Source organism: Bacillus cereus group sp. MYBK195-1, from assembly GCF_051916605.1.
Classification (GTDB): Bacteria; Bacillota; Bacilli; order Bacillales; family Bacillaceae_G; genus Bacillus_A; species Bacillus_A cereus.
In genome coordinates this window covers 1,322,975-1,349,340 of the sequence record NZ_JBQAGZ010000001.1, presented here as the reverse complement: position 1 = coordinate 1,349,340, position 26,366 = coordinate 1,322,975, and the positions used below count along the sequence as shown (strand labels likewise).

The following is a 26,366-nucleotide window of genomic DNA, read 5'->3' as shown; positions in this document are numbered from 1 at the left end:
CAACAAGCTAATGAGATTTACACGAAATAGAAGACACACTTTCATTATTTTTATAAACCTATATTAAAATTCCAACCTTACAAATGTTTTCTATATTATTAATATAGAAAACTAGTATTATCCTATTTAATTTCTATAGCCCTCCTTTTCACATGTAACTCCCTATTTTGTACGGTTCATTCAATAAAAAAAGCCATAAATTATTTAGAATACACTCCTGTGTCCCTAAATAAATTTATGGCTTTTCTCAAATATCTCCGGCCTCTATTAACTTGTCGAATTTAATCATATCAAACCTATTGAAATTTGTGAATATTTTTTTCAGTACAGTGAAGCACATAAAACAATATTTCTGTAGTTACTCAAAAATCACATAAAAAATTTCTCATTACCTCTTCCAATACTATATCTGGATTTACTACCGTTTTTTCCGAACGCCATCCTATAAAGCCATCTGGTCTAATTAATACAGCACCTCCATTCTCTATACCATATAATTTACTAAAAATATCTTCTGGAACAATAAAGTCTCCACTTAAGCCAACACGATACCCTTTTATATTTATTCCTAATTTAGCTGAAACAGTATGTGCTGCCTCAGCCCAAGAACTATTTTCTACTCCTGTAAGTAATACAAAACTGTTACCGAATAAATCTAATGTAGAAACTTTCTTCCCCTCATACGTTCCCCATAAATGTGGCGCTCGCGTTCCAGGTCTTCCGTTCAACTCTATGCTATCCATTCTATGCGGAGTGACTGAATCATCTATAATCGCTTCTGAACAATACTGATATCCAACTGTAACAGCTAAACCATCCATATTATTCAAACTGCCTTCCTCTCTATTCGCAGCACGAAACAGTAAACTACTTGCATAAGCTGTCGTTAATTTTGCAACAGAGTGTCTCTCCTCATGATATGTTTCTAACAATTTTGGTTTTGCCTTCCCTTTTATAACAGCCGCTAATTTCCAAGCTAGATTGTGCGCATCTTGTATTCCTGTATTTGAACCAAATCCTCCTGTTGGCGGCATAATATGTGCAGAATCGCCAACTAAAAAGGTTCGATTTCCTTGAAATTTCACCGCTGTACTTTCGGCTGCTTCCCACGGTAAAACACTTAATATTTTTGATTCAACATTTGTACTTCCAATTGCTATTTGAATAATTTGTTTACAACGTTCTATAGTGAAGTCCTCTAGCCCCTCTCCTTTTAATGGATCGTAGGCTACATGATAAATCCATTTTTTTACGTTATCAACCGGGATAAGTGCACCAAGAACCTCCGGATGAAGTACCATCGAAAAACCGAATGCATCTCCTTGTATAAACTCACTTAAATCAGCTTCAAAATAAATATTCATATAATAGCCACCAATGGTTCCACGACCCTCAGTTTTAATCCCTAACTGCTCACGTATTTTACTTTTCGCTCCATCCGCTGCAATTACATAGTCACAATGTATGACACTTTCTTTTTCTGTTTCACGATTTCGAATCGTTGCTTTTACCCCGTTTTCATTTTGTTCAAATGAAACTAATTCATGATAAAAAGATAGTTGCTCGCCTAATGTTTTCACTTCTTGTAACATCATCTCTTCTAAAATAATTTGATAACACGCAGTTTGTTTTGATGGACTAATCTTTTCTATTTTTTGAAGTAACTCTTCATCGTTTCCGTATTGCGTCGCTCTCATTTGTTCCAATTCTTCTTTATTCGCCTCAGCTATTGTATGAACCGCTATTCTTCCTCTGCAGTTCTCTAATGCTTTACCTGCCAATTTAATTCTTTTTTCCAAGCCTAATTCTCGAAATAACTCCATTGTACGTAAAGTAAGACCGCCTGCTTTCGGATGAATGGCAGTAGACGGATGCCTTTCAATAAGTAAGTACTCAATATTATGTTTTGCAAGAAATAACGCAGACGCTAACCCAGATAATCCCCCTCCAACAATTAAAACTGGTACATAATTCGATTTCATATATTTACCCTCCACATCATTGTTCTGAGCTCAGTGACATAAATATAATCAAAAAAAACATTAAAATATAGACTTATATTTCATTTTGAATTATCATATAGATAGATTACGCCCCAAAATTCCTTTTACCTTTTCATACATCTATAATCCACCTGAATTGTGTCTGTATGAAAGTGTAAAACAAAAGAATGTACTTTACGTTGAACCATGTTCTATCGTAAAAATCAAAAATAATACAAACATTATAAGCGGTCGTAACCTTATGGATTATACAAGGTTACGACCGCTTATTTTATTGTTACATCATTTTTTGTTTTTAAAACTTCATCTATTGTGTTATGTAATCCTTCCAATCCCTTTTCTATCTCCCTATAATTTTCAACAATAAAAAATTCATTCGTCTCGATTTTCTTTCTCAATATTGCACCTCATGCAACAATCATGTAGCATTACCGTATCGAAGTAATGGTTCATCATCTTAAACCTTTCGACTAATTACCTGGAGGCAAAGTGATTGAAATGAATAAACAAAAACAATTAAATATTATAAAAAAAGATTTTATTGATTCTCAAAAAGTATTATTGGCAATTGGTGATGAAACACGTCAGGCTATTTTATTAGTGCTAATGGAAACGGAATGTCAAACAGGATTACGTGTAGGAGAAATCACGAAGCAAACACACCTTTCCCGTCCAGCCGTATCACATCACCTTAAGATTTTACGAGAAGCTGGCATTATTTTAATGAGAAAAGAAGGTACAAAGAATTTTTATTATATTGATATACGTACAAAATTAGGTTTATTAAAAAATCTTGTATTAGATATTGAGAAGCTATTGCAAAACTTTTATTAAAACTTGGAGGTATAAGAAATGAAAGCAATGATAATTGATAGCTATGGAAAAGTCCCAATGTGTATGGCAGAGGTACCTACTCCTGAAATTAATGAGTATGAAGTGCTCGCAGAAATTCATGCAGCTAGTATTAACCCAATTGATTTTAAAATACGCGACGGAAAAGTTAAAATGTTACTGAAATATGAAATGCCTCTAATCCTTGGGAATGACTTTTCCGGTGTCATCACGAAGGTTGGATCAAAAGTGACTCATTTTAAAGTCGGTGATGAAATATATGCTCGTCCAAGAAAAAATAAGATTGGTACTTTCGCGGAGTATATAGCCATTCATGAAGATGATATTGCTTTAAAACCAAAAAATTTAAGTTTTGAGGAAGCGGCTTCGATTCCACTCGTTGGCTTAACTTCCTATTAAGCTTTACATGACATCATGCAATTACAAAAAGGACAAAAGATTTTAATTCACGCTGGATCCGGTGGTGTTGGTACTTTCGCAATTCAGTTAGCAAAAATAATGGGTGCTACTGTTACAACGACTGCTAGTGAAGCTGGTAAAAATTTAGTAACGTCTCTTGGCGCAGATGAAATTATTAATTACAAAACAGAAAAATTTGAAGATATACTAAAAAATTATGATGCGGTATTTGATACAATCGGCGGTGCAACACTTGAAAAATCATTCAATATTATAAAAAGCGGAGGAAACATTGTTTCAGTTTCAGGTATGCCGAATGCTCGCTTCGGTAAAGAATTTGGTTCAGGCTTCTTTAAAACTCTCTTATTTTCATTAGCCAGCAAAAAACTTACTGCACTTGAAAAAAAGCATAATGCTCAATATTCATTTTTATTTATGAAGCCAAGCGGGGATCAATTACGTACTATTGCAAACTATATTGAAGCCGGAAAAATCAAACCGGTAATCGATCGAGTTTTCCCTTTTGAAGATGCTCAAAAAGCAATGGAATATTCAGAGTCTGGAAGAGCAAAAGGAAAAATAATTGTAAAAATTAAATAATAATAAAAACCTCCATTTTCTTAAAATGGAGGTTTTAAATTTGCTGTTAAATAGACATAGTGCAATGAAGTCCTTACAATAGATTGCAAGGGGAAATATTATATTATACTTTTAGTTAACTTTACAAAGAATACATACGTACAAATACATAACTTAAAATACAAAAAGGAGGAGATACAATGACTAAAAATAATGAAACAGGTTGGAATTTAGATAATAGTTATACGACTTTACCACAATCATTTTATACAGAAATCCCCCCTACTCCCGTAAGTTCACCGGAGTTAGTTAAACTAAACCATTCATTAGCGATATCTCTTGGCTTGACCCCTGAAGAACTGAAAAAGGAAGCTGAAATTGCTATTTTCGCTGGTAATGCACTCCCAGAAGGAGCTCATCCATTAGCTCAAGCATATGCTGGCCATCAATTCGGACATTTTAATATGTTAGGCGACGGTCGTGCTCTTTTAATTGGCGAACAAATTACTCCTTCAGGTGAGCGTTTCGATATTCAACTGAAAGGTTCTGGCCCTACTCCCTATTCACGCCGAGGAGATGGCCGTGCTGCACTCGGTCCGATGCTACGTGAATATATCATTAGTGAGGCAATGTATGCACTTGATATTCCGACTACTCGTAGTTTAGCAGTTGTCACAACTGGTGAAGCAACATATCGTGAAACAAAGTTACCTGGAGCAATTTTAACTAGAGTAGCTAGTAGCCATATACGCGTCGGTACATTTCAATATGCTGCAGCTCGTGGTTCAATAGAGGACCTGAAATCACTAGCTGACTATACGATAAAAAGGCATTACCCAGAAATTGAATCCCATGAAAACCGATATACTGCATTACTACAAGCAGTCATTAAAAGACAAGCTAGTCTTATCGCAAAATGGCAACTTGTTGGATTTATTCACGGTGTAATGAACACTGACAATATAACGATTAGTGGCGAAACAATTGATTACGGTCCTTGTGCATTTATGGACAATTACGATCAAGGAACCGTATTTAGCTCTATTGACACACAAGGCCGTTATGCATATGGAAATCAACCATATATGGCCGCATGGGACCTCGCTCGATTAGCAGAATCTTTAATACCAATTCTGCACGAAGATGAAGAAGAAGCATTAAAAATCGCCCAAGACGAAATTTCGAAATTTAGCGTACAGTATGAAAACCAATGGTTCCTTGGAATGAAAAAGAAATTAGGACTATTTAGTAACGAAGAACAAGATCAATCACTTATTGAGCAACTTTTAAAAATGATGGAGAAATATAAAGCGGATTACACAAATACATTCCGTTCATTAACTCTTGATGCTATCGAAAATACAGCTCTATTTGAAAGTCCTGAATATAAAGATTGGTACAAACTGTGGCAATCTCGATTAAAAAGACAAGAACAATCGAAAGAAAACGCCTACGAAATGATGAAAAATAATAACCCATCAATCATCCCGAGGAACCATCGTGTAGAAGAAGCACTAGAAGCAGCTGTTACAAATGGAGACTATAGCGTAATGGAGAAACTTCTTGAAGCTTTATCAAACCCTTATGCGTATTCTACAGATCAAGAAGAATACTGCATTCCGCCTGCACCGACGAATCGCCCTTATCGTACTTTTTGTGGGACTTGATTGTTTAATATGTAAAAAGGTGCGTTCATATAAATTGTGTGAACGCACCCTTTTTATATCCCCCACTCAACTAAAACTTTAAAATGCACATCCCCCGATGCCATTTCTTTAATCCAAAACAAATTCTACACTATTCCAATAGACTTACTCGTAAGCTTGTTAAACAAATATTGAGAAATATAAAACATCATTTCTAAATATTTTTATTTTTGATACTATATTTTATAAGAATATTCAAAAAGTGAGGGGATTTCATGAACGTTCAACTACAAGGTAATGAACAAATTACAAAATTATTTAATGACTGGTATAGAGCTATGTTACAGCATCAAACTACCCATGCAACAAAAATAAAAAAAGATATTGAAAATATCATCTCTAATTCAGAAGAAGATACAAACCTACAATTGTATTATTCACTTTTTAATTTCAGATACAAAATTTTAACAGATGGTTTAAATATTAATAAAGATGATTTTAATAAAATTGATTCTTTCCCACTTCCAGAGAATGGGCTATTTTCTTATTATTATCATTTTTTTAAGGCTATTCACAATACAATTATTGGAAAATACAATACAGCAAAACACCTTTTCGAGAACGCTAAAAAGCTGCTAATACACGTATCTGACGAACTAGAGAATGCTGAATTTAACTACCGCTTAGCTTCCTATTATTATCAAACATATCAACCATTAGTAGCAATCCAATCTGCAAATGAAGCTAAAGCGATTTTTTCAAAACATATAAACTGTGAAATTAATGTTGCTTTGTGTGATAACATCTTTGGTTTATCTTGTATTGATTTAAAACAGTTTGAACAAGCTGAAATTAGACTTGATTCAGCATTAAATATTCTACAGAAGTATTCAGAGGAGACTTTATCATTAAGAGTACGACATAATTTAGCTTGGCTATATGCAAGTCAAAACCTTTCAGAGTTAGCAATGCGTCATATTTCAGAGGTTACAACTAAGCAACCAAATCACTTTAAAGCACTTTTTGTTGAAGCACGTGAATACTACAAGCTTGGAGAATATACCCAGGCTAAAGAACTTATAAAAAAAGGATTAAACATTTCAAATAAACTAGAAAACAAAGAGTTTCAATATCGTTTCATGATTTTAAGAGAACTAAATAATAAAACTTCTATAAATGATTTAGAAATGATAATTTTGGAAGGAATTTCTTACTTTAAAACAGAAAACCTTTGGGAATGTATACAAGAGTACACTGATGTTCTAGCAAATATGTTTTATGAAAAAGAAGACCATATAAAAGCTAGTCAATACTTTTACATGGCCAATCAAGCAAGAAAAAAACATGAAGAAAAGGGAGCTTTGATATAATGAAAAAGATTAAATTGAGCATCATTGGCTTAGCTGTTATTAGCATCACAACTCTTGGATTAAGCTTCACCTCAGAAACACCGAAAACACAGTTAGGATATGTAGCATTAAACATTGGGGACACCCCTGCACCACAAAGACCTGACCTTGTTCAATCCGTTGACGTAAGTAAAGACTACAACTCAACAACAACTGAAAAAGCACTTTAAAAAACGGAAGACCTTCAATTAAGAAGGTCTTTTTAAATACGCTTATTTAGAATATTTCCCTTTCATGTAGGCTTTATTTTCTCATCAACTCCGCAATCCTCTTACTCTCCTCACTACCAACTTTCTCAAGTTTCTCCACAACTAAATTCTGTCTCTCTACAGAATGATTTTGACTTAACTTCGCTTTTCCTTCTATTTTATTTATCTTTATTTTGAATCCAACTATTCCCTTACTTAATCCTCCCATATAATTCGGATCTACATCATTAAGTGAGTAGGTGCTCTCTGGATCTTCATATTTATTTACTAAATCTTGAAGAGAATCTACTAATGTCTTCTCATCTTCAACAATTTCTAATTCACCATATACATGCACTGCAACGTAATTCCATGTTGGTACTGCATTGTTTGTTTCATACCATGACGGAGAGATGTAACTATGTGGTCCTTGAAATATAGCTAGTACTTGCTGAGTCCCAATATCTTTCCACTGTTCATTCGGCCGTGCGAAGTGACCATGTAAAGTAAGGGTCTCCCTATTTAATAACAACGGCAAGTGCGTTGCATATGGTTCTCCGTTATGTTGAGAAAATAATGTCGCAAAGCTATTTTGTTCCATTATTTCGTACTTCATCTCTTCATCTTGTATTGCGAAATATTTTGGTATGTACATAAGCTCCCTCTTTTCCGCTCTTTTCTATTTTATTTCCTATTATATTTAGTAACCGCATCAATCAACAGGGCCAGTTTGTATTTGTTTTATAATGGCAGCTTTCTATTTCAAAACAATAGGCAGCATGTATTCCATGCTGCTTTAGTTTATTTTTTCTAATATATTTGTAATAAATACGGTCTTACCCTCAATATAACTAGATCGATTTTTCGACTCTCTTGCTAACTCTTCCTTCAAGTTTCCATACTCATTAGCTACTTCAGTATGTTCACGAAGGTAATCTCGAAACACTATATGCCTTCTCAACTCTTCACTATTTTTATCACACACATATAAATGATGTTCCATCCAAACTGTATTTCCCTCGTTCCATGGAACGAACGTATCCTTTCTTCCAAACGCCTCTCTTCCTTTAAAGCTCCATTCTAACTGATGATAGTACCCTATCTTCTCAAGTTTTTTTACTACCTCATGAAAAATTTCGTACTCTTCTATTACAACATCAATATCTAGTATTGGTTTTGATGCAAGCCCTTTAACAGATGTACTCCCAACATGTTCAATAGATACAATACTGTCTTCCATCACATCGTTAATGAGAGTTTGTAGCTTATTAAATTCACTTTCCCATTTGACATTATATTCTTCGATAGCAATTCTCTGCTTCAACGTACCCCTCTTCTCAAAACAAATTATAACCTCTGAATATGAGTATCCTTAAAATCCGTCTCATATTTCAATCCATATCCAAACATTCGATCCATTCCAATATGTGCTGTCCATATTAAGCCAATCATTATAACGGTATCTATCTTAAAATAGACACCTATTAGAACAATTAATATGGATATGATATATGTGTGACATACATTATATATTTTCGCACCAACGTGATTATTAATCCCATATGCTAACATTGATAGATCCGGCGCTAAAAGGAATACAAAAAATATAATCCAACTAAACTCATATATCGAATACATATAAATCGTGGCTAAAAATACAACCATTCCTTCAAAATGTACAATACGTTTTTGCATTATTTATCATTCCTATTTTTCTATATTTATTGATACATTTTCATCGCTGAAAGTATCCTTTGTATTTTTTGACCAGATGGTTGCTAATATTGGCCCTGCAATGTTATGCCATACTGCCGCTAATACACTTGGGAGTGCAGCAACCGGTCCAAAATGTGCTGTCGCCAGCGCAACACCTAAACCTGAATTTTGCATTCCTACTTCTATTGAAATAGCCCTTCTTGTCCCTTCGTCTAGTCCAAGTACGAACGCAGTTATATATCCGAGCAAAAAACCGAAAGCATTATGGAGCATCACCGCAATAAAGATAAGAAGTCCTGAAGAAGTAATGCTACTTACATTTGCTGAAACAACTGCAGAAACAATTATGATAATTGCTACAACTGATATTAAAGGAATAACAGTCATTCCTTTATTAACGATATGAGGGAAAAACTTTTTCACTACTAGTCCTAAAATAATAGGCACAATAATGACTTGTACGATAGAAAGAAACATGGACATAGCATTTACTGGCATCCATTGCCCTGCAAGTAATAGTAGAATGAGCGGTGTAGCAATTGGTGCTAGTAACGTTGATACTGAAGTCATTGCAATAGACAACGCTAAGTTCCCTTTTGCTAAATAAACCATAACATTTGATGCAGTGCCACCCGGTACTGAACCGAGCAACACTAACCCAGCTGCTAATTCCGCTGGCAGATTCATAACGTAGGCTAGTACGTATGCGACAAGTGGCATAATAATAAACTGAGCACATACACCGATAATAACTGGTAATGGTTTTGTAGCTATGATTTTGAAATCAACAGCCTTCAATGTTAATCCCATCCCAAACATGACAACCCCAAGTAAAATCGTTATGTAACTAGTTAACCCGAGAAATGGCGCGGGAATGAAATATGCAATAGCTGCAATACAAATAACCCAAAATGCAAAATACTTTCCAGCTATATTACTTATCGCTTCTAGTACTTTCATCCACTCAGCCCCTATCTTTTAATTGAAACACCTTTTTCGGATTCAAAATATTTTGCGGATCAAGAACTTTCTTTATTTTCTCCATTACAAATAATGCCGCCCCATGTTCTTCTTCTTGATACTTTCGTTTTCCGATTCCAACGCCATGTTCTCCTGTACACGTTCCTCCTCGTTTAAGAGCATACTGAACGATACTTTCATTTATTTCGTCTGCCTTCTTCACTTCCTCCTTATCATTTGTGTCAATCATTAAGAGTACATGGAAATTCCCATCCCCAACATGACCGAGAATACCGCCAATAAGCCCTACTTTATGTAATACCTCTTTCGCATGTTGAATCGCTCCAGCTAATTCCGAAATTGGTACACATACGTCTGTACTCATTAGCTTTTTACCAGGATAACTATGCACGTAAGAGTACGCTAAGTTATGTCTTGCATCCCACAGCTTATTTCTCGCTGCTGTTTCCGTCTCAAACGCAATTTCTATACATTTATGATCAAGAACGATTTCTTTCGTAAATTCAATATCTTGCTTTAACCCTGCTTCATTGCCGTGAAACTCTAAAAACAGTGTCGGTTCTTCTCTGTAACTTGTTTCATTGTAATAATTTACTTGTTTCATAGATAATTCATCAACGAGTTCAATTCTCGCGATTGGAATACCTGCTTGTAATATGTTAATTACAGCTTCTACTGCATCATTTATAGTTGGAAACGATGCCCTCGCAGCCATAACATGTTCTGGTATACCGTATACTTTTAAAGTTAACTCCGTGAAACATCCAAGTGTTCCTTCTGAGCCTATGAAAATACCATTTAAATGATAACCTGATGATGACTTCGCCGCTAAATTCCCGGTATGTATTACTCCTCCATCAGCAAGAACGACTTCTAAATCTCGAACTTGATCACGCATTACCCCATACTTTACCGCTGTCGTTCCGCTCGCATTTGTAGCAGCCATTCCTCCTAACGTTGCATCAGCTCCTGGGTCTACACTAAAAAATAATCCATACTTTTTCAATTCTTTATTAAGCTGAGAGCGCGTCACCCCTGGCTGTACTCTCACAAGAAAATCCTTTTCTCTTATTTCAAGTATTTTGTTCATAAGAGAAAAGTCCATTGTAATTCCTTTTTCGTAAGGAATTACATGTCCCTCTAAACTGGACCCTACTCCAAATGGAACGACAGCTGTTCCGTGCTGAATCGCTATTTTCATTATCGCGCTAACTTCTTCGGTCGTTTTTGGAAAAACAACTACATCAGGCAAACTACTACTATGGTAAGATTCATCTTTACTATGTAACTCTCGTACTGTCATATTTATTACTACTCGATCTTCAGGAAGTATGCCTTTTAATTCATTTACTACATGTTCAATTGTTATTTCCATAATCAACTCTCCTTTTTAATTTTAAAACAAGTATACCATCTTTATACGAAATAATTAGAAAAATAAGATTATTAAACCTGAACATACAAAAAAGAACCTGCAGCACACGCTACAAGTTCTTTTTCACTACATTTTAAACGATTTCTTTATTAACAACATAAACCAAATTAAAGTAACTGCCATCAACGAATGAGAAAATCCTACAATATAAGTTAACCCTTTAAAGTCAGCTCCATTTAACTGAAGAAGCCCTCTCGCTGCTAGCGAACCTAACATTAATGTTAATGCAATATTATGTAAAACAAACCACTTATTAAACCCTTGCACTTCATGAAACGCGAATACTTTTGCTAATCCTAAAGCAATTAAAAAGAAGAAAAAGCCAAGTACAAGTGTATGCGTATGCAAAAGATTTAACAAAGTAGATCCTAAAATCCCTTTATACTTACCATACTCCCTAGCGAAAATCCCTGATAATAAACCGATAATCAAATACGTAAACGATGCATTATATAATTTCTTCATTATGTACCTCCTTGAGTAGAATGTATAGTGTGTCATATTTAGTAATAATGATAGTTATATAGTAAAAACTCCTAGTCACCTAGGAGTCATTGTATAAGCATCTCACTCTTTACAATCAATCCTAATTATAAGATATCTCTCTATACAAAACAAACGAACTTTATGTGAACAAACACCCCCATTAAAATATGTTGCACTTTTGTTTTACACAATCCATACTAATTGTTATAACTTTTTAAAGGTGGTGTAATTATTGATAGTTCTTGAAACTGAACGTCTTAATCTTTGCTGGTTTGATATAAAAGACGCTCCTTTTATTCTTGAGTTAGTAAACGATCCTGCATGGATTCAGTTTATCGGTGACAAAGGAGTTAGTAACTTAGAAGATGCAAAAAATTATATTGTAAACGGTCCCATCGATATGTATAACAAACTTGGATTCGGCCTTTACTTAGTAGAACGAAAAAAAGATCTCACTCCACTTGGTATGTGTGGCCTTATTAAAAGAGATTCATTAGAAGACGTTGATATCGGGTTTGCCTTTTTAGAGACATTCCGTTCAAAAGGATATGGCTACGAGTCAGCTTCTGCGATAATCGAATACGGTGTACAAAAGCTCGGCATGAAACGAATTGTAGCAATTACTTCTGTAGATAACATCGCCTCAGGAAAGCTTTTAGAAAAAGTAGGATTACGATTTGAGAAAATCATTTCAGATTCAGGAGAAGATTTAAAATTATTTGGGTATAACGCATAGTAAAGAAGGTCGCCGTGAATGGTGACCTTCTTTACTATTTTACTGATCTCGTCATAATACTTTTAGTTCCATTTATAGTTTTGCAGTAATTCTTGTGATTACTACTATGCCTTTCATATCACATTTTTTGGAAATTCATAGAAATAAAACTTTCACATTTAAATAAATTATATTAATATATCAAATAAAGGAAGTGAGAATAAATGGAACAACCGCTATTTTTATTAGTTCTTCAATTCATTGCATTCATATTAATCATTTGTATCGTATATGGAATGTTGTACAATACCGTATTAAATTTAAATATGCCTAAATGGACTGCACATATAGTAGCTACGGTCTTTTCCCTTGGTATTACCTATCAAGCTTTTATAAATTTTATTTGAAAAACTTTTGTAGCAATTACTTCTATTGTTGATGCAGTAAAGCTTTTAGAAAAAGCAGGATTGCAATTTGAGAGGGTTATTTCAAGATCAGAAAACGTAACCATTTTTTATAAAGTCTTTCCAGCGCAAAATAGTGAAGAAGTTAGTTCCGCTGAAAGTGTGTTTGCATAAAAAGAAATGAATTTAATTGATGCTACAAAAATTTCATTTTAATTCTGGTTCTATTGTTTGGAATCGTTCTAGGGTACCATTTGTGTGGACTTTAAAAATTTTCATTTGCGCACCAAAATGTTGCGTTAAGTAAAATGTATCACCAGTTATTAAATTTCCAATCTTCCAATCAGGTTGATATGTACTTTCCATGGAACTTTCTAAATCCCCATTCATTATTAAATTGATATATAATGAAGATGAACTACTCAACATTTTCGTTAAAGATAGTCTATCAACCTCTAACTACCTAATGAACTCAAGTAAACACATCTTCAGTCATTTTAAGAGGTACAAAAGGCACCCTTTCGGGTGATTTTTGTATAAAAATTCTTTTTTTTATATTCGATACCAACCACGAACCTTTTTAAAATAATAGTATCATTATGTCTCCTTTTTAGAGATTATTTTTAATTACCTTTAATTTTTTGCACCAGAACCGGAAAATCCCTGACTACTCGAAATATCAACTATCAGGTGCTAATATTCAATAACGCGTACTGAAAATGATTAAACATTTTTATAAACCCGTGGAACATTTAAGAAATCAATTTTTCTCTTATCGAAATTTAATTAGCTTACAGTAATACAGTGGTCATATATTTTTAAGAATAACGGAAGAATATATAGAAATTGCTACAGAAATGTGAAGTTTAATTAATTTAGGAGGAACAAACTTGTTTAATCAGCTTGTAAAAGTTATACCGAATTTATTTACGATTGGAAATTTATTGTGCGGTGTTTTCTCAATCACCTTGAATATGAGTGAATATTTAGGAACAGCCTCCATTCTCATTTTCTTTTCAGCTGTTTTAGATTTTCTTGATGGAAGAATTGCGAGAAAATTAAAAGTGAACAGTGAGTTTGGCGTAGAATTGGATTCCTTGGCTGATATTGTTAGTTTCGGCGTCGCTCCTGCGCTTTTATTTCATACGATAGCAACACCTTCTATTTTAACTTCTTTGGCATTTATCCTATTCCCAACAATGGGTGCTTTAAGATTAGCTAAATTTAGTATTAAACCAACTATTGGATATTTTAAGGGATTACCTATTCCAGCTGCAGGATTATCATTGGCTGGTATGGCATTGTTTTCATATAGTAATGCATGGATTACTTTAATCCTCGCCCTCTTAATGGTAAGTCCCATTAGGTTTAAAAAATTTTAATGAAGGTCACGCCCAACGCCATTAAGGAGCATTTCAAATGGATTTAACGCGTCAATACGTATAAAAAAGCGGGACAATAATATTAAATTAGGTGCCCTTCGTAAAAATTAAAACCTTGTATTTATGGCTATTGGGTTAATCCATCGATATGTTATTCTGAAACGTCAGTCCACTTTTAACAGGAGCTCCCTTTATCAAGAGAGCTCCTGTTCTTATTTCTTCTTCTTTTCTGTCGGTTGGCTTTGTTTAGCAAAATTAGATGAATCATCAAAATTCGGTTGCTTTTTACCAGCATTATTACTTCTACCTTTTCCCATATGTAATGCACCTCCCCTCCCCCTTACTATTCCCAATAAAAAAATTCTCTTGCATCCAAGAGAATTTTAAATTGGGTTCTTATTGATAATACCTAAGTACTTCCAACACTGCCATTCCATAAAAGATGGATCCAATGTTAAATTATTTAATGCTAAAACAAATATTACATTTTCATATTTAACTGGATAATCAATTAATAATCCTAATGTATTTCCTGAATCTGCGACAATTATGATTCCCTTTTCTAACACGTCATCTATAACTTCTTTTAATTATTCTTACCTAGCATATAATATTTTCCTACACATTGAGATTGCATGTTGTATAAGGAAGCCCTTCTTCTTTCCATGCAAGAAATCCTCCCTTTAAATTCACTACTTCCTTTATACCAGCTCTTTGTAAAATACTAGCTGCTATAGCGGAACGTAATCCGGTTCGACATTGCAAAACTATTGGAAAATCTTTCGGTATATAATCTAGTTGTTCAAATAGATTACCTAAAGTGATATGTATTGCATCATGAAGGTGTCCTTCCTCCCACTCTTTTTTACTACGCACATCGATAACCTTAACGCTTCCAACTTTTATATGCGGATATAATTCAATCGATGTTTTTTCTTTGTAACTTTCAAATCTATCAAGTCTTTGTATTACTTTTAAGGGTGCAAAAGCAATAATATTATCTAACCCAATAGATTCAAATTCTCTAATAACCGCCTCTACTTTAACCTTTTCCTCATCTAGAATTATTAAAGTTTCTTTTTTATAATCTAATAACCATCCACACCAAGTTGTGAAAGAATTGTTATAAGGTATGTTAATTGACTTCTCGATATGACCTGCAGCAAAACTCTCTACATCCCTTATATCAACTATTTGATGAACGCTCTTCAAAATTTCTTGAAGTTCTTCTACTGTATTAATAGCAGTACTTTTTCTCTTCTTACGAATTGGCGGACCATACTTATTTAAATTCTTCATTAATGAAAAATACTTTGGAGGCTCTGGCTGTCCTGTCAATAAAGTCGATATAAAATCACTTTCTTCATTACACTGAAATGCCCAATTGAACATCTTTTCATAACCTAATGTAGAAGTTGGAATTGCTCCTAATGCTTTTCCACATGCGCTTCCCGCACCATGTGATGGCCATATTTGCAAATAATCAGGAAGTATTTTTATTTTTTGTATAGAATCAAATAATTGTTTCGCTCCTATTTTTGCAGTATCTTTCATACCGACAGCAGTTTCTAATAAATCCGGCCTTCCTATATCTCCTACAAATATAAAATCACCTGTGAATATCCCTATCGGCTTATCATTCGTATAATTATTTTGACTTGTATCCGTTACTAAAAAAGAAATACTTTCAGGCGTATGCCCTGGGGTGTGAATTACATCAAATTTTATATGACCTACTTTAAACTCTGTGCCCTCTCTAACCAATTTGTATCGACCTTCGTTAAGATATTGATATTTCCAATCACAATCTCCTTCATCAGATACATATAAATTTGCATGGTAAAGATTAGAAAGTTCTCTAGACCCGGAAAGAAAATCAGCATGAATATGAGTCTCAGCCGCAGCAATTACTTCCATCCCCTCTTTCTTAGCAAATTCTATATATTGTTCTATATAGCGACTAGGATCAATAACGATTGCTACGCCTTCTTTCTGACAACCGACTAAATAGGAAGCATGTGCTAATTTTTCATCATAAAAATATTTTAAAAGCATAGCTATTCCCTCCAATTAGTTATTTCAAATTAATTTTCAATTTTTGTAACCACTTTTTATCTTCTCCTATAGAATCCCTTTCAACATTAAATTCCAATACATATATGGCAACATATATCTTTTAAGTAAAAACATACTATACCGTTCTTTCGCTTGATTAAATGGAAACGTTTCTTGAGGCTCATGTTCATAGTTAAATTCAGCAAGTATAAGACTTTTATATCCTGTAACAATCGGACATGATGTATATCCATCATATTTAGCCTGTAAATCTCTTCCGCTAAGTACGTCCATAATATTTTGTTTTAAGACGGGGATTTGTTTTCGAATTGCTGCTCCAGTTTTAGAGGTAGGTAAATTGGTACAATCTCCAAGTCCAAAAATATTTTTATATTGCACATGCTGCAAAGTATAAGGGCTTATATCTACCCATCCCTGATGATTACTTATCTCACTCTCTTTAATAAAATTAGGTGGCCCCATTGGTGGAACAACATGTATCATACTATATGGTACGGTTTCTCTTTTTAGTGTTTGCGTATCTTCAAAAATTGCCTCTCTCTTTTCGGCGATAATTTCCACTAAATTTTTATTATAATTCGTTATAATTTGCTTTCTTTCTAGTACTTGTTCTAAAGTATTTGCATATCGTGGAACCTGAAATATGTTATTGTTTGCAGAATAAAACATTACTTCACTTCTGTTTCTTACACCACTATTACAAAAATACTCCTCTGCTAAGTACATAATTTTTTGTGGAGCACCACCGCATTTAATAGGAGTATTAGGGTGGGTAAAAAGCGCATTTCCTCCTTTAAATTTTTCGATTTCTCTCCAAGTAGAATCAACATATGTATAAGAATAATTACTACATACCCCATTAGTGCCAATAGACTCTTTTAAGCCTTTAATACTGTCCCAATTTATTTGTATACCAGCTGCTACAATAAGAATTTCATACTCAAGTAGCAGTCCGTCATCTAAAAGTATCTTATTTTCAGATGGAAATAACTTAACAACACTTTTAGGGATCCACGTTGCCCCTTTTGGAATAAGCGATTCCTGATTACGCATCGTACTTTCCTTTGAAACAATTCCTCCCCCCACTAAACTCCATAGTGGCTGAAAGTAATGTTTTTTTGATGGATCAATAATTGCTATACTTTCTTTCAATAGGGGTACATTTCGTAATAAATGTGCAGTAGAAGATAGTCCTGCTGTCCCAGCACCAATTACAATAATTTTATAACTATCTCTGGTCTTCATTATCCTCTTCCTATCTAAAATTGATTTTTAAATTAACTAATTAGTAGCCATTTTTTCATCGTAGTAACATTATTATAAGTTAAAAACATCATAGTTTTATCTGATTTAAATGAAAATTTTGTTAATTTTATCATTAACATTACTATATGCGTGAATCCCCTATGTTACTTCCATATTTTAGTTTTAATATTAAAACTAAATATTGTTATATAAAATAATACATTAAAATACTTTTCATGAATCCGGATAAGTAATGTTTAAAAAACAACAATTTTACTACAGTAATCAAGAACAGTTTTCTAAATTAAGTTACTGCAGAAAATATAACTCTGGCGCAATATCCCTACCAGCTTTCATTCCAATAGTAACTCCATGATATAACATCAAAGATGAAATCCCTCAACTTAGGTATTTGACTTTTTAAATTTATACAAATGTCTTAGCTCTATGTACTGTGATATATAGGTCCACATCAATATGTTATTGCATCATATACTGAACAGATAATTTAAATTACTTTTATAAAGGATGATGAGGATGAACCTAGAAGATATACAAAAATCCTATGGCGTAATTGTAAGTTTAGGAGGATTGTGTCAAGTCACCAACCAAATCAAAAGACACAATTTAAGAACATTTTATGGACCTTTAGATTGGTTTTATTATCCATCACTTTCAGATGTAAACAGATTACTTCAAAATCGATTTAAAAAATTTATGAAGTTGGAAAATATGATTATAGAAGGTTCAGAAAGTTACGGTCTTATTGAATCAGAATTTGATAATCAAATTAAATGGGCAGAACGAATTACCTACTGTATAAAGGACACTTATTATAATTGTTTTTCAATGCATGATTTTCCTATTAATTCAGAAAAGGATTTGAAATCAACCTATCCTTCTTTTAAAGCTAAATTAGACACTAGAATTAATCAATTCCTTGAAAAAATAAATAGTAGTGAATCCATTTTATTCATTAGAATTTGGGGAAATCGAGATGAAGCGGTTGAATTACAAAACGTATTATCTAAAATTACAAATAAGGATTTTAATATCCTTATTGTTAATTTCAAGGAGGGTATATCTAATATTGTTGAACAAAATTGGGGAATATCGCGGGTTTGTTCAATTGAACTCCCACGTTATCAGGATAGATGGGAAGGTGATGATTCCGATTGGGATGTTATTTTAAACAAAATAACATTAACTTAATAATTTTCTTCTTACTTTTAACATGATTTGGCCCGTAAAATCAAATAGGTGTAGAGAAATAAAATTCCTGTCTAATTGATACACACTTAATTAACAAAACGTTCATATAATAATTCGTAAGTCCTTCTTTATTGAATAAATAGTTCTTTACAAAATTAGTTCTATCACTAGAGCACCTTTATGCGGTGCTCTTTTTTGAATTTATAAAATGTAAAAATAGTTGTTCCATTTTCCTTCAAATGGCTAATTCCCTTTGTTATTCTTCTGTTGATTTCTGTATAATCATTTATGCGATCAGCATATTCTGCTTATGTAGTGCATTCACGATTACTTACTTCCATACTTTATCTTATATTTTGTCTTCTTGGATATTTCATTATAAGCTTCTTCAATTCCCTTGATTTCCTTCCCCTTCTTTTATCTTAAGAACAAGCAATTTCTTTCATTAATATTAAATAAACTAAAGCATAGATTTTAAAAGAACCTAATTTACATATAATTAATGATAAACTACAATGTGTATTCTCCACGTTTAATCAGCATCTGAATTATAAATCTAACATATTTTTTTTAGTTGATTGTCATTATGGTACAACCGTGTATACATTTACCAAACAAATTACATAGTTTAAATTAGTAAAATATATAGAGAGGAAGGAAATAAATCTATGAAAGTCATAATTTTGTGTGGCGGAAAAGGGCTTCGGATGCAAGGAATTTTAGAGGACATTCCCAAACCATTAGTTCGAGTTCAAGGAAAGCCTCTCCTCTTGCATATAATGAATTGGTATAGAAAATATGGACATTCTGATTTCATTTTGCCCTTAGGATATAAAGGTGAGAAAATTAAGGAATATTTTATGGACTTTAGCTGGAAAGAGAATGACTTTAGTTTGAATTTTAAAACCAGTCAATATACGCTACTTCAGAAATTAGAAAATTGGAATATACACTTTATAGATACAGGAATTGATACAATGACCGGGGCAAGACTAAAAAAACTTGAATCCTTTGTACAGGGTGAAACCTTTTTATTAACTTATGGTGACGGATTAGCCAATATAGATATTGATCAACTAATAGCATTCCATAAAGAAAAAGGAAAAATTGCTACATTAACTGGAATTAAAAAAAATAGTCAATACGGCCTATTGGCGGTCGAAGATGGAATTGCTATTGATTTTAAAGAAAAACCATTACTTGATGAAGTAATTAATGGCGGTTTTTTTGTATTTAACAAAGAAATATTCGATTATTTAAGTAATAATGATGATTGTGTTCTAGAAGAAGATCCTCTTCGAAATTTAATAAAAGACAATGAGCTCGCAGTCTATGAACACAATGACTTTTGGGCTAGTGTCGATACACCTAAAGATTTAAAAACTGTAAATGAAAGTTGGAATCCAAATAAATTTTAGTGGAGAGGACTGAATAAGCATTGAACTCTAATGATAAAAAAATAAGTTTACCTCGATTGTATATCCCCTCTAATGAGAAAATAGTTAACCCACTTTCAACAGGATTTAAAGCTTCAAATCTCTCCAAAAAAAATACTCAAAAAAGAATTGATCCCCAATTCTATAATCAACAACATGATTTAAATAATCATTTCTGCGTCATTGTAGGTAGTGAGTATGTCTTGAAAATTATTGCTTTACAGCAATCATTAATGCAGTACTCAGAAAAATTCACATTGTGGATTTGTTGTATAGATCCTTTTGTATATTCACTATTAAAAGAAATGAGTTTAATTAATGTAAACCTTTTACAAGTTGAAGAATTGGAAGATCGTGAATTAAAAGCAATTAAGAGAAAAAGAAAAGTAAATGAATATTGTTGGACTTTAAAATCTGTCTTGATAGAATATTTATTGGTCAATTATGATTTACCATCTATTCTATATTGTGATGGTGATTTATGCTTTTTCTCTGACCCTAATATTATTTTTGAGGAATGGGGTGACCATTCTATTTTCCTAACCCCCCAAAGAGATCGTGATTGGGTAGAAAAAATGTATGGAAAATATCAGGCTGGTCTAATTGGATTTAAGAATGATCTCTATGGACTAAAAAGTGTAAGATGGTGGAAAAATAAATGTATAGATTGGTGCAGTGCCGAGGCTGAGGAGGGGAAATTTGGAGACCAAAAGTATTTAGATTATATCCCTATATATTTTCCAAAAGTAAAAATTTCAAATAACTTAGGTATAAATGCTGCGCCTTGGAACTGTATATATAATAACGATTATAAAATTGACAAGACTAAAAACGATATATTTATTGAAAACGACAAACTAGTTGTTTACCATTTTGCATGTATTACTATCTTTACTGAAAATGATTTTGATCTTTGGTCTTTGGGAGAAATTTCAATACCCAATAATATATTAAACCATATTTACACTCCATATTTAGAGAGAATTCAATTTGTTTTAAAGCAATTAAAGGATAAATTCAATAAAGATACTAAACAATTTTTAAGTAAAAAAGATATAAATAAAGCTCAAACTTTATATAAAGATTCACAATTAAGAAGAAAAATGAATCAATCCAATCATTTTATGAACTTTTCCATGATTATAAGTAAAGAACGATTAATTCAAGGATTGACCTCTTATTATTCCTTAGAAAATTTCAACGCTAAATTTACTGTATGGATCTGTTGTATGGATGATTTAACTTATCAAATATTAGAGAAATTAAAATTAAAGCACGCCATACTAATTCCGGTAAAAGAAATTGAAAATCATGAACTCCTCAGTATAAAAAATGATAGAAATTTACAAGAGTATTGTTGGACATTAAAAGCGCCCCTATGTCTACATGTCCTTAGTCTTTATCCGGAAGTTGATCACATTATATATTGTGATGCTGATATGTATTTCTTTACAGCACCTAATATCATTCTTGATGAATGGTGGAAGTACTCTGTATTTCTTTGCCCTCAAAGAAGCTCTACTGAAATTGAAAGCATACACGGTATATACCAAGCTGGTTTAGTAGGCTTCAAAAATGATCAAAATAGTAAAGAAATTTTAACATGGTGGAAAGATAAATGCCTAGAATATTGCAATAATCAATATGATGTTGAAATGAATAGATGGGGTGACCAAAAATATTTAAATCACATTCCTAACATCTTTTCTAATATAAAAATCATGACTCATAAAGGTATTGATGCAGCACCTTGGAATGTCATTTTAAATAGCAGTTCTATATCCAAAACAGATAATAAAGTTTTTATTGATCAAGATGAATTAATAGCTTTTCATTTTGGAAGTATGCAAATTATTAATCCAAATGAGTTCGATTTATGGAAACAAGAAACTTTAGAATTACCTCCAGCAGTTTTAGATTATATATACATTCCTTATATTGAACAATTGAACAAGACATGTCATACCCTTCATAATACTTTTCAAAAATCTCCCTCCTCTTTATTTGCTGACCAAATTGATACAACAACAATAAAAAATTATTTTAAATACCCCTCCCCTCATCACAATTAAGACTGATACTTTCCTTATTTAAAAATAAATCTATTTATTTCAGCAACTAAAAATACATCTTAATAAAGGATAGATTATCACTATGATTGCTTCATTTAAAAATAAAACTTTCCTTATTACTGGTGGATACGGTTTTATTGGTTCTCACTTGGCACGAAGACTTTTAAATTTACAAGCAAAAATTGTTCTTTTCATAAGAACACCATCAAATTCTTGGAGACTAAAGGATATTCTAAAATATATTGAAACCTATGAAATAGATATACGAGATAAAAAACAAGTACAAGATGCAATAAAGAAAATTAATCCCGATTATATCTTTCACCTGGCAGCCTATGGTGTAAATTCTGCCCATACAGATTACATCCATGCTATAGAAACAAATGTTATAGGGACTTGTAACATTATTCAAGCAGCAAAATTGGTGAATTGTAAAAAAATCATCAATTTTGGGAGTAGTTCTGAATACGGTAACAAGATGGAACCTATTCATGAAAATATGTTACTAACTCCTGTGGACATCTATGGAAGTACCAAAGCTGCTGCTACTATACTCGCCCATCAAATTGCTAGCGAAAACAATATTAATCTTATAACATTAAGACCTTTTGGCATATTCGGAGAAGGCGAAGAGCCGCATAAAATTTTTAGCTATATAATCTTGCGAGTATTACAAAACAAAGATGTAAATTTAACTTTATGTAATCAATTAAGAGATTATTGTTATATAGAAAATGTAATAGATGCCTGTATCCTAGCAGTAGAAAATACTACTGTACAAAATGAAATCTTTAATATTGGGAGCGGCACTATTCACCCCTTGAAACATTATGTAGAATTATTATTCAAACATTTGAAAACCAATTCCAGACCAAATTACGGTGCAATTTCCTCTAGAACAAATGAAAGATGGGTTCCTGAAGCAGATGTGCAAAAAATAAAAAACTCTCTTTCCTGGGAACCTAGAATTAATATTGAAGAAGGAATTATAAAAACTATTAATTGGTATAAAAATAATAAACATTTATACCTAACCCCCTAAAAATAGGGTACTAAAGGAGGTGGACTAATTGTTAAACCGAAACTTTAATAATGCTTTTTACGGAAAAAGAATTTTAATTACTGGACATACTGGTTTTAAAGGTTCTTGGTTATCCCTATGGTTGAATGAATTAGGTGCTGCTGTAATCGGATATTCATTAGATCCTAAAAATAAAAATGATAACTTTAACATTACTAACCTTCAAAATAATATAATTGATATTCGTGGAGACATTAGAGATTTTAATAAATTAAATAAGGTTTTTACAGATTATAAACCTGAAATTGTATTCCATTTAGCTGCCCAACCTCTAGTTAAGTATTCATATGAATATCCTAGAGAAACATACGAGGTAAACGTTGTAGGAACTATGAATGTACTAGAGGCAATTCGATTACATGAATCAGCTAAAATAGGAATTATGGTGACAAGTGACAAGTGCTATGAGAATAAAGAATGGCCTTGGGGTTATCGTGAAATTGACCCTATGGGCGGCCATGACATATATAGCTCAAGCAAAGGATGCTGCGAACTTTTAATTTCTTCCTATCGTAATTCTTACTTTTCAGAAGAAAAATTTTCTCAACACAAGAAAATAATTGCAAGTGTTCGAGCTGGTAATGTAATTGGTGGTGGTGATTGGTCAATAGATAGAATTATTCCCGATTGTATACGAGCATTAGAATCAAACAAAAAGATTATTATTAGAAATCCTACTGCTATTAGACCCTGGCAACATGTACTAGAACCTTTAAGCGGGTATTTACTCCTTACAGAAAAAATTATAAATAATGGTATCCTTTTTTCAGGAGCATGGAACTTCGGGCCATCCCTAAGCAATATTGTTTCAGTAGAAAAATTAGTGACCAGTTTACTAGATATTTGGAGCTGCGGGGATTGGACAGCAGAAAATATAGGTCCAATAAATTTTCATGAAGCAAATTTACTAAACCTTGACATTAGCAAAGCAAAATTCAATCTTAATTGGCAGCCAAAATGGTCCCTACAACAGACTTTAGAAAATACAATAGAATGGTATAAACATTATAATTCTTACACCAGTTCTGAGATGAGAAATCTATGTATTAGCCAAATCAAACAATATTGCATGCTTTGAACTACTCCCACTTACCCATACTTGCTGTGAGTTCCTTATGGAGGGAGTCTTCTTGGTTAAAATAATAAAAGATACATTAATTTTTATAGTCTAAATTATAAACCTACTATACCTAAAATTATGTGATTGTCCATTAACAAAAATTTTATTTCTTCGGTTATTTCAAATCAACTATTGACATTATATTGAAGAATATAGGAATCACGTATTTTTCTAGTGATTCCCTTGTTCTGAGAAAATAATGTCTTGCTTTAACGACAATACAGTATATGTGATTATTAATTTATTTGTTCTAGTTATGAAAAAATCTATTCCTGTCAAAAGAGCTTTCTTCAAAGAAAAACTTCCTTTTTTTCTACTTATCCTACTCGAAAAGTAAATAATGTTATTTTTCAGATGATTACATCTACTATTTATAGAATTACACTGAGCTTTAACAAGTTTATGCTTATATATTGATTCTCTTATTTATTATCACCAATGTTGATGAATTTATGCATAGCTTATTCTATACACAAATAGCTTTTTGAATTATCTTTTCAGAATAAATAAAGGAGACTTTCTCTTTTATGCACTTTCCCCTTACCATTCTTAAATTTCCCTTTAATCAACAATAAGAACAAATCTTCAATATAGTACATCTTCTTTGAACTACCCCCACTTTCACTTCGTTTAGAAGTGAGGGATTCCTAAGTAAAGAGTTCTATCGAACTCTAATTGATTAGGCTAACCCCGCAGTCCTTGCGGTTAGAAGCCTTATCGCTTCACTCTTTAGATTGATACTTGCGTTAATATCCCTATCATGGTGTGTACGACAAGAAGGACAGTCCCATTCACGTAGGTTTAGATTTTTAACGTCTTTATTTTGATATCCACAACAAGAACATAATTGGCTGGAAGCAAATGTTTTCGATACGACAATGACTTGTTTGCCATACCATTTTGCTTTGTATTCTAACATTGATCGAAATTGCAACCAAGATACCTCACTAATTGCTTTTGCTAACTTATGATTCTTTAACATATTCGATACTTGCAAATCCTCTATACCGATAACATCGTGGTTTTTGATGATTTCAGTTGAAATTTTGTCCAAGTAATCTTTTCTAGTATTTGATATGTATTCATGAATTCTAGCTACCTTTACTCGTTGTTTATTCCAGCGAGAAGATCCTTTCATTCTTCTAGAAAGAACACGCTGTGCTTTCGCCAACTTATCTTCTAATGATCGGAAAAATTTCGGATTTTCATAGTGTGTTCCATCTGACAAAATAGCGAAATCTTTTAGTCCTACATCTATTCCAATGTAAGAATGTGTTTTCGGAAGTTCTTGTACTTCTGTTTCAACTAATAGTGACACAAAATATCTACCAGAAGGGTTCTGTCTAACTGTAGCATTTACAATACGCCCCTCTACTTCGCGACTTTTGGCAAATCGAACAAGGCCTAGTTTCGGCAACTTTATTTTGTTCCCTACAACGGCAATGTTTTCATTTGTTTGTTTTGTGGTATAAGATTGTACGTTGTTCTTCTTAGATTTAAAGCACGGTGCGCTGTTTTGTTTTTTGAAAAAGCGCGTATAAGCATCCGCAAGGTTGCGAACAGACGACTGAATCGCAATACTATCCACTTCTTTTAGCCAAACAAGCTCTTTCTTCATGGCAGGTAGTTTGGCAGAGCATATACCATAGGTCAAGCCTTTTCCTGTCTCTTTGTATGCGTGATCCCATAAGGATAGAAAATGATTGAATACAAAGCGAGAACACCCAATCGTTTTGTTGATTAGAATTGCTTGTGCTTGTGCTTGATTTGGATAGATACGAAACTTATAGGCTTTATTAATCATTATTTGATTCACCTCCATTTCGGTATATGACTATTATACACCAAACATACATTCGATAGATAGTAGAGTAATACTTTCTATATGTCGAACAATTAAGATGGCTTCCTGCCATCTCTTGTTCGAGG

The 26,366-nt window shown here is 32.8% G+C and carries 24 protein-coding genes and 1 pseudogene; 13 read left to right on the top strand and 12 right to left on the bottom strand.

Going from position 1 to position 26,366, the window contains the following annotated elements:
* Positions 1–362: 362 nt before the first annotated feature.
* Together ACTFRY_RS07090 and ACTFRY_RS07085 are read right to left on the bottom strand one after the other, a co-directional pair.
* The gene (locus tag ACTFRY_RS07090; protein WP_098617188.1) at positions 363–1,982 is read right to left on the bottom strand and encodes an FAD-dependent oxidoreductase; all 1,620 of its coding nucleotides are present in this window, start codon (positions 1,980–1,982) and stop codon (positions 363–365) included.
* Positions 1,983–2,269: 287 nt separating this feature from the next.
* Positions 2,270–2,401 (bottom strand): hypothetical protein, encoded by a 132-nt coding sequence (locus tag ACTFRY_RS07085; RefSeq protein WP_001227549.1) that lies wholly within the window; start codon positions 2,399–2,401, stop codon positions 2,270–2,272.
* A 91-nt stretch (positions 2,402–2,492) separates the two neighbouring features.
* On the opposite strand from ACTFRY_RS07085, the gene ACTFRY_RS07080 reads away from it, so the two are divergent.
* From ACTFRY_RS07080 to ACTFRY_RS07060, 5 genes and pseudogenes are all read left to right on the top strand, one after another.
* Positions 2,493–2,837, top strand: coding sequence for an ArsR/SmtB family transcription factor (locus tag ACTFRY_RS07080; protein ID WP_000571893.1), 345 nt, complete (start codon positions 2,493–2,495; stop codon positions 2,835–2,837).
* Between the two features lie 18 nt (positions 2,838–2,855).
* Positions 2,856–3,854 (top strand): annotated as a pseudogene (locus ACTFRY_RS07075) (NADP-dependent oxidoreductase).
* Positions 3,855–4,033: 179 nt separating this feature from the next.
* Positions 4,034–5,500, top strand: a complete 1,467-nt coding sequence (locus ACTFRY_RS07070) for a protein adenylyltransferase SelO (RefSeq protein WP_016118407.1) — start codon at positions 4,034–4,036, stop codon at positions 5,498–5,500.
* A 254-nt stretch (positions 5,501–5,754) separates the two neighbouring features.
* Positions 5,755–6,849, top strand: coding sequence for a hypothetical protein (locus tag ACTFRY_RS07065; protein WP_016118408.1), 1,095 nt, complete (start codon positions 5,755–5,757; stop codon positions 6,847–6,849).
* Complete coding sequence (locus ACTFRY_RS07060; protein WP_000721431.1) at positions 6,849–7,058, top strand: hypothetical protein; 210 nt, start codon at positions 6,849–6,851, stop codon at positions 7,056–7,058. The genes ACTFRY_RS07065 and ACTFRY_RS07060 overlap by 1 nt, the downstream gene beginning before the upstream one ends.
* A gap of 73 nt (positions 7,059–7,131) precedes the next feature.
* Here the strand turns inward: ACTFRY_RS07060 and ACTFRY_RS07055 are convergent, their stop codons facing one another.
* The 6 genes from ACTFRY_RS07055 to ACTFRY_RS07030 form a co-directional block, all read right to left on the bottom strand.
* Complete coding sequence (locus ACTFRY_RS07055; RefSeq protein ID WP_000275795.1) at positions 7,132–7,731, bottom strand: FMN-binding negative transcriptional regulator; 600 nt, start codon at positions 7,729–7,731, stop codon at positions 7,132–7,134.
* Positions 7,732–7,872: 141 nt separating this feature from the next.
* Entirely contained in the window at positions 7,873–8,400 is a 528-nt protein-coding gene (locus ACTFRY_RS07050; RefSeq protein ID WP_016118409.1) for a GrpB family protein, read from the bottom strand.
* Between the two features lie 23 nt (positions 8,401–8,423).
* Positions 8,424–8,771 (bottom strand): DUF4260 domain-containing protein, encoded by a 348-nt coding sequence (locus tag ACTFRY_RS07045; RefSeq protein WP_001172063.1) that lies wholly within the window; start codon positions 8,769–8,771, stop codon positions 8,424–8,426.
* 12 nt (positions 8,772–8,783) lie between these two features.
* On the bottom strand, positions 8,784–9,752 hold the full coding sequence (locus tag ACTFRY_RS07040) for a bile acid:sodium symporter family protein (protein WP_086423475.1): 969 nt from the start codon (positions 9,750–9,752) through the stop codon (positions 8,784–8,786).
* Positions 9,753–9,756: 4 nt separating this feature from the next.
* Positions 9,757–11,148, bottom strand: coding sequence for an FAD-binding oxidoreductase (locus ACTFRY_RS07035; protein ID WP_044795245.1), 1,392 nt, complete (start codon positions 11,146–11,148; stop codon positions 9,757–9,759).
* 126 nt (positions 11,149–11,274) lie between these two features.
* The gene (locus tag ACTFRY_RS07030; RefSeq protein ID WP_000737896.1) at positions 11,275–11,673 is read right to left on the bottom strand and encodes a DUF2871 family protein; all 399 of its coding nucleotides are present in this window, start codon (positions 11,671–11,673) and stop codon (positions 11,275–11,277) included.
* Positions 11,674–11,926: 253 nt separating this feature from the next.
* On the opposite strand from ACTFRY_RS07030, the gene ACTFRY_RS07025 reads away from it, so the two are divergent.
* Together ACTFRY_RS07025 and ACTFRY_RS07020 are read left to right on the top strand one after the other, a co-directional pair.
* Positions 11,927–12,430 (top strand): GNAT family N-acetyltransferase, encoded by a 504-nt coding sequence (locus ACTFRY_RS07025; protein ID WP_098617187.1) that lies wholly within the window; start codon positions 11,927–11,929, stop codon positions 12,428–12,430.
* A 203-nt stretch (positions 12,431–12,633) separates the two neighbouring features.
* Positions 12,634–12,816: a hypothetical protein gene (locus ACTFRY_RS07020; protein WP_000437513.1), complete on the top strand. Its 183-nt coding sequence runs from the start codon at positions 12,634–12,636 to the stop codon at positions 12,814–12,816.
* Between the two features lie 204 nt (positions 12,817–13,020).
* On the opposite strand, the gene ACTFRY_RS07015 is transcribed toward ACTFRY_RS07020, so the two are convergent.
* The gene (locus ACTFRY_RS07015) at positions 13,021–13,203 is read right to left on the bottom strand and encodes a DUF5065 family protein (RefSeq protein ID WP_044795318.1); all 183 of its coding nucleotides are present in this window, start codon (positions 13,201–13,203) and stop codon (positions 13,021–13,023) included.
* A gap of 500 nt (positions 13,204–13,703) precedes the next feature.
* On the opposite strand from ACTFRY_RS07015, the gene pssA reads away from it, so the two are divergent.
* The gene (gene pssA / locus ACTFRY_RS07010) at positions 13,704–14,195 is read left to right on the top strand and encodes a CDP-diacylglycerol--serine O-phosphatidyltransferase (RefSeq protein ID WP_000483083.1); all 492 of its coding nucleotides are present in this window, start codon (positions 13,704–13,706) and stop codon (positions 14,193–14,195) included.
* Positions 14,196–14,813: 618 nt separating this feature from the next.
* On the opposite strand, the gene ACTFRY_RS07005 is transcribed toward pssA, so the two are convergent.
* Positions 14,814–16,250 (bottom strand): MBL fold metallo-hydrolase, encoded by a 1,437-nt coding sequence (locus ACTFRY_RS07005; protein ID WP_086423512.1) that lies wholly within the window; start codon positions 16,248–16,250, stop codon positions 14,814–14,816.
* A gap of 66 nt (positions 16,251–16,316) precedes the next feature.
* A complete protein-coding gene (locus ACTFRY_RS07000; protein WP_086423513.1) occupies positions 16,317–17,516 on the bottom strand; it encodes an FAD/NAD(P)-binding oxidoreductase in 1,200 nt (399 codons plus the stop codon).
* A gap of 537 nt (positions 17,517–18,053) precedes the next feature.
* On the opposite strand from ACTFRY_RS07000, the gene ACTFRY_RS06995 reads away from it, so the two are divergent.
* The 5 genes from ACTFRY_RS06995 (at position 18,054) to rfbG (ending at position 24,395) form a co-directional block, all read left to right on the top strand.
* Complete coding sequence (locus ACTFRY_RS06995; protein WP_098617186.1) at positions 18,054–18,728, top strand: papain-like cysteine peptidase; 675 nt, start codon at positions 18,054–18,056, stop codon at positions 18,726–18,728.
* Between the two features lie 668 nt (positions 18,729–19,396).
* Positions 19,397–20,146, top strand: coding sequence for a sugar phosphate nucleotidyltransferase (locus tag ACTFRY_RS06990; RefSeq protein ID WP_000864432.1), 750 nt, complete (start codon positions 19,397–19,399; stop codon positions 20,144–20,146).
* A 20-nt stretch (positions 20,147–20,166) separates the two neighbouring features.
* Positions 20,167–22,236 carry a glycosyl transferase gene (locus ACTFRY_RS06985; protein WP_098617185.1) on the top strand — a complete coding sequence of 690 codons (2,070 nt, stop codon included), beginning with the start codon at positions 20,167–20,169 and terminating at the stop codon, positions 22,234–22,236.
* Between the two features lie 82 nt (positions 22,237–22,318).
* The gene (locus tag ACTFRY_RS06980) at positions 22,319–23,278 is read left to right on the top strand and encodes an NAD-dependent epimerase/dehydratase family protein (RefSeq protein WP_000561951.1); all 960 of its coding nucleotides are present in this window, start codon (positions 22,319–22,321) and stop codon (positions 23,276–23,278) included.
* Positions 23,279–23,306: 28 nt separating this feature from the next.
* Positions 23,307–24,395, top strand: coding sequence for a CDP-glucose 4,6-dehydratase (gene rfbG, locus ACTFRY_RS06975; protein ID WP_000934727.1), 1,089 nt, complete (start codon positions 23,307–23,309; stop codon positions 24,393–24,395).
* A gap of 721 nt (positions 24,396–25,116) precedes the next feature.
* Here rfbG and tnpB read toward each other — a convergent pair.
* The gene (gene tnpB, locus ACTFRY_RS06970; RefSeq protein ID WP_144517937.1) at positions 25,117–26,241 is read right to left on the bottom strand and encodes an IS200/IS605 family element RNA-guided endonuclease TnpB; all 1,125 of its coding nucleotides are present in this window, start codon (positions 26,239–26,241) and stop codon (positions 25,117–25,119) included.
* Positions 26,242–26,366: the final 125 nt, after the last annotated feature.